The sequence below is a fragment of the Mycobacterium sp. genome (assembly GCF_040509115.1).
In the GTDB taxonomy this organism is placed as follows: domain Bacteria; phylum Actinomycetota; class Actinomycetes; order Mycobacteriales; family Mycobacteriaceae; genus Mycobacterium.
The window spans coordinates 1-3627 of sequence record NZ_JBEVLO010000503.1 but is presented as its reverse complement, the minus strand read 5'-3'; the positions used below and the strand labels follow the sequence as shown (position 1 = coordinate 3627).

General features: G+C 67.0%; 5 protein-coding genes. All 5 read left to right on the top strand.

Translation table 11 applies throughout. The features are described 5' to 3' along the window. A partial coding sequence (locus ABW137_RS34125; RefSeq protein ID WP_526407105.1) for a cytosine permease occupies window positions 1-765 on the top strand: 765 nt, incomplete at its 5' end. Between the two features lie 75 nt (window positions 766-840). Continuing rightward, window positions 841-1368 (top strand): PadR family transcriptional regulator, encoded by a 528-nt coding sequence (locus tag ABW137_RS34120; RefSeq protein WP_526407103.1) that lies wholly within the window; start codon window positions 841-843, stop codon window positions 1366-1368. Between the two features lie 106 nt (window positions 1369-1474). After that, window positions 1475-2245, top strand: a complete 771-nt coding sequence (locus ABW137_RS34115; protein WP_526407101.1) for a PadR family transcriptional regulator — start codon at window positions 1475-1477, stop codon at window positions 2243-2245. Between the two features lie 62 nt (window positions 2246-2307). Beyond that, window positions 2308-3162: an aldo/keto reductase gene (locus tag ABW137_RS34110; protein ID WP_526407099.1), complete on the top strand. Its 855-nt coding sequence runs from the start codon at window positions 2308-2310 to the stop codon at window positions 3160-3162. A 33-nt stretch (window positions 3163-3195) separates the two neighbouring features. Continuing rightward, window positions 3196-3627: class I SAM-dependent methyltransferase (locus ABW137_RS34105; protein ID WP_526407097.1), on the top strand; the 432-nt coding region annotated here is incomplete at its 3' end.

Genomic DNA, 3627 nt, shown 5'->3' with positions numbered 1-3627 from the left:
CCCATGCTGAACTTCGGTGACTTCGCCCGCTACGGCAAGAGCTACCAGGCCGTGAAGAAGGGCAACTTCCTGGGCCTCCCGGTCAACTTCCTGGTGTTCTCGCTGTTGGTCGTCGTCACGGCCGCCGCGACGGTGCCGGTGTTCGGCGAACTGCTCACCGACCCGGTCGCGACGGTCGCTCGCATCGACAGCGTCACCGCAATCGTGCTGGGCGCCTTGACGTTTACGATCGCCACCATCGGCATCAACATCGTCGCCAACTTCATCAGCCCCGCGTTCGACTTCTCCAACGTCAGCCCGCAGAAGATCAGCTGGCGGATGGGCGGCATGATCGCGGCCGTCGGCTCGGTGCTGCTGACCCCGTGGAACCTCTACAGCAATCCCGAGGTCATCCACTACACGCTGGAGACCCTCGGCGCGTTCATCGGACCGCTGTTCGGCGTCCTGATCGCCGACTTCTACCTGGTGCGCAAGCAGAAGATCGTCGTCGACGACCTCTTCACGATGTCGAAGACCTCGAACTACTGGTACAAGGGTGGCTACAACCCGGTCGCCGTCATCGCGACGGTGATCGCCGCCATCCTGGCCATGGCGCCGGTGCTACTCGGCGGCATGGTCTACGGGATGACCGGCGCATCGCAGTACAGCTGGTTCATCGGATGCGGTGTCGCGTTTGCCCTCTACTACGTGCTGGCGCTCAATGGACCGTGGAAGATGTCCGCGCTGCGGGTGCCCGAGGGAGCCACGCTGGTCGACAACGGCTGAGCGGGGAGCCCGCACCCCGACACACCGGACGGCCCGACGTTCCACGAGTGGAATGTCGGGCCGTACCCTTTGGCGATGAGCCTTCGGATAGCCGCCCTCGGACTGTTGGCGGAACAGCCCGGCAGCGGCTACGACCTGCTGAAACGATTTGAAAAGTCGATGGCCAACGTGTGGCCCGCCACCCAGAGCCAGCTGTACGGAGAGTTGAACAAGCTAGCGGCGGACGGGCTCATCGAAGTCAGCGACATCGGCCCGCGCGGCCGCAAGGAGTATCGGGTCACTGACGCCGGACGGGCCGAGCTGGTGCGCTGGATCGACAGTCCGCAGGACGATCCGCCGTGGCGTCGGCCCGATCTTCTGCGGGTGTTCCTGCTCGGCAATGCCTCGTCCGACGCCGCCAGAAAATACGTCACCGCCTTCGCCGAGCATGCCGAATCGGATCTGAAAAGGTATGAGCACGTTCGCGATTCGGTTGATTGGCAGGACAGCGACTCCGAGTTCTACAACCGTGCGGCGCTCGAGTACGGCCTCCAGTACGCCGCCATGGAGGTGCGGTGGGCGCGACAGTTCCTGAAGGCCATCGACGAGCGCGGGAAGGCCTGAGTCGGCGAACGCCACGCAGTAATGGTTGCATCGCGATAGTTTCCGATATATCGTCAACGTATCGGAGACGCATTCGGCGTTTCCAGACTTCGAGGAGACACAGACCATGAACACCCCATTCACACCCCCCAACGGCCCGTTCGAGGGCCAACCCCCATTCGGCTTCGGGTTCGGACCCGTCGATCGGCGCGCCTTCCACGAACAGCGACGCCAGGCCCGGCGCGCCTTCCGCGACGAGTTCCGCGAAGCAGTGCGCGACCAGGACGGCGGCCACGACGGCCCGTTCGACGGCGGTTTCCGCGGCGGCTTCGGACCCGGCTTCGGCCGTGGATTCGGCGGCCCCGGTTTCGGACCGGGCTTCGGCGGACCGGGCTTCGGCCGCGGCGGCGCAGGCTTCGGCCGCGGAGGAGGCGGCCCCCGTGGTCGCGGACGTGGCCGCGGCAGGCGTGGCGACGTGCGCGCCGCCATTCTCACGCTGCTCGCCGAGCGTCCGATGCACGGCTACGAGATGATCCAGGAGATCGCCGAGCGCAGCCAGGATCTGTGGAAGCCCAGCCCCGGCTCGGTCTACCCCACCCTGCAGCTACTCGTCGACGAGGATCTGATCGTCGGCACCGAGAGCGACGGCAGCAAGAAGCTGTTCGAGCTGACCGACGCCGGCCGCGCCGTCGCCGAGAAGATCGAGACCCCGCCGTGGGACGAGATCACCGAAGGGGCCGATCCCGGCCACGCGAGCCTACGGAGCGCCGTCGGCCAGCTGATGGGAGCGGTCGCGCAGTCCGCGCACGCCGCCACCCCCGATCAGCAGCAACGCATCGTCGACATCGTCAACAATGCACGCCGCGAGATCTACGGCATCCTCGGCGAATCCGAGTAAACGATCCAAGGGAAAGGGACGCATTCGGATTGAATGCGTCCCTTTCTTGGTTGGCTGTACCCATGAGCACATTCAAGCTGGGCAAGTTCACCGTCAACCGAGTCGGCTTCGGCGCCATGCAGCTCCCCGGGCCGGGCGTCTTTGGCCCCCCGCGTGACCACGACCAGGCGATCGCCGTCCTGAAGCGAGCCGTCGAACTCGGGGTCAACCACATCGACACCGCCCAGTTCTACGGCCCCGACGTCGCCAACGAGCTCATCCGCGAGGCACTGCACCCCTACTCCGATCAGCTGGCGCTGGTCTCCAAGGTCGGCGCCCGCCGCGACGACGAGGGCAACTGGACGTCGGCCCAGGAGCCCGACGATCTTCGCGCCGACATCGAGGCGAACCTCCGTGAACTCGGCGTCGACCAGCTGGCCGCGGTCAACCTCCGCATCCACTCCGGTGATCCGAGCTCCGTCGGCCCCGTGAACCGCGAACTCTTCGACCGCCAGCTGACCGCGATGATCGCCGCCCGCGACGAGGGCCTGATCGGCGGCATCGGACTGTCGAGCATCTCGCTCGAGCACCTGCAGATCGCGCTCGACCGCACCGACGTCGTCACCGTGCAGAACGCCTACAACCTGGTCGACCGGTCGGCGCAGCCGGTGCTGGACGAGTGCACCGAGCGGGGCATCTCATTCGTGCCGTTCTTCCCGCTCGGGTCCGCGTTCAACGAGGAGAATCCGGTGCTGGGCAACCCCGCGGTCAAGAAGGCTGCCGAAGACCTCGGCAAGACCCCGGCGCAGATCGCGCTCGCGTGGACCCTGTCGGTCGCGCCCAACGTGCTGCTCATCCCGGGCACGTCCTCGGTCGCGCACCTCGAAGAGAACCTCGCGGTCGACGACATCGAGCTGCCCGCCGACTTCACCCCATGACCCATGGATCGCCGCAGCGGCGATGATGGAGAGATGACCACTTCGCCACGGGACATCGACCGCATGCCCCGTGGCGGCCCGGCGGCGTCCTGTCTGGACCGGCTGTTGCAGACCGACCGGCTGGAGTACCTCGACCGCGACTCCGTCGGGGATGCCGACGCCGAGGCGCGCAAGCGCAGCGTCGTGCACGCCCTCGAGCGCACCGGCACCTGGTTCGGCCATCACGAGAGGTTCGCGTACCTCGCGCTCGAAGAGGTGGCCGACGTCCCCGATCCCCGCATCCTCGAGCTGGGTGCGGGCCATGGCGGACTGTCCGCCAAACTGCTGGAGATGCATCCGACTGCACACGTCACGGTGACCGACCTGGCGCCGGAATCGGTGGCGTCGATCGCGGCGGGGCCACTCGGCGCCGCCGACCGCGCGACCGTGCGCACGATGGACGCCACCGCCATCGACGCCGCCGAC